The 1257-nt window shown below is 55.1% G+C and carries 1 protein-coding gene; it reads left to right on the top strand.

Features of this window, described 5'->3' with window-relative positions:
* Window positions 1–58: 58 nt before the first annotated feature.
* A partial coding sequence (gene argH / locus H6A34_RS14405; RefSeq protein ID WP_205106078.1) for an argininosuccinate lyase occupies window positions 59–1257 on the top strand: 1199 nt, incomplete at its 3' end.

The raw sequence follows: 1257 nt of genomic DNA, 5'->3' as shown, positions 1-1257 counted from the left end.
GACATTTGTCTTAACTCCTTAACTTCTTTACTCCTTAACTCCTAACAATAAAAAGATTATGTCAACAAAACTCTGGGAAAAGAACTTTGAGGTGAACAAGGAAATCGAGCGCTTCACCGTAGGTCGTGACCGTGAGATGGACATGTACCTGGCCAAGTACGACGTGCTCGGCAGCATGGCTCATATCACCATGCTTGAGTCGATAGGGCTGCTCGAAAAGGCGGAACTCGGACAGCTTCTCGCCGAATTGAAGGACATATACGCCTCGTGCGAGCGCGGAGAGTTCGTAATCGAGGACGGCGTTGAGGACGTGCACTCACAGGTTGAACTGATGCTCACCCGCAAACTTGGCGACATGGGCAAGAAGATACACAGCGGACGCTCGCGCAACGACCAGGTGCTGGTTGACCTAAAGCTGTTCATCCGCCATGAGATAAAGGAGATTGCCGACCTTGTGAAAGTTCTTTTCGACGAGCTTTTGCAGAAGAGCGAACAGTATAAGGCTGTGCTCATGCCCGGATATACACACCTTCAGGTAGCCATGCCGAGCTCGTTCGGACTGTGGTTCGGCGCCTACGCGGAGAGCCTTACGGACGACATGCTGTTCCTGCAGGCCGCGTGGCGCATGGCTAACCGCAATCCGCTGGGCAGCGCCGCGGGCTATGGCTCGTCGTTCCCGCTCAACCGCACGATGACGACCGGGCTGCTCGGCTTCGACTCTATGGACTATAATGTCGTTTACGCGCAGATGGGGCGCGGCAAGACCGAGCGCAACACGGCTTTTGCGATGGCCTCTGTCGCCGGCACGCTGGCCAAGATGGCCTTCGACGCATGCCTGTTCAACAGCCAGAACTTTGCCTTTGTCAAGCTGCCCAAAGAGTGCACTACGGGCAGCAGTATCATGCCGCACAAGAAGAATCCTGACGTGTTCGAGCTTATCCGGGCCAAGTGTAACAAGCTACAGGCGCTGCCGGTGCAGGTGACGATGATTATGAACAACCTGCCGTCGGGCTATTTCCGCGACCTTCAGATAATAAAGGAAGAGTTCCTGCCGGCGTTCGACGAACTGAAAGACTGCCTGCGAATGGCCGCTTACATAATCAACAAGATGGAGGTGAACGAGCATATCCTCGATGACCCGAGGTATGACCTGATGTTCTCCGTGGAGGAAGTCAACCGCCTTGCGGCCGCCGGCATGCCCTTCCGTGACGCTTACAAGAAGGTCGGATTGGACATTGAGGCGGGCCGGTTTACGCC

It is taken from the genome of Marseilla massiliensis, assembly GCF_016899855.1.
Classification (GTDB): Bacteria; Bacteroidota; Bacteroidia; order Bacteroidales; family Bacteroidaceae; genus Prevotella.
The sequence above is the reverse complement of the archived record's forward strand: the minus strand, read 5'-3'. Positions and strand labels throughout refer to the sequence as shown.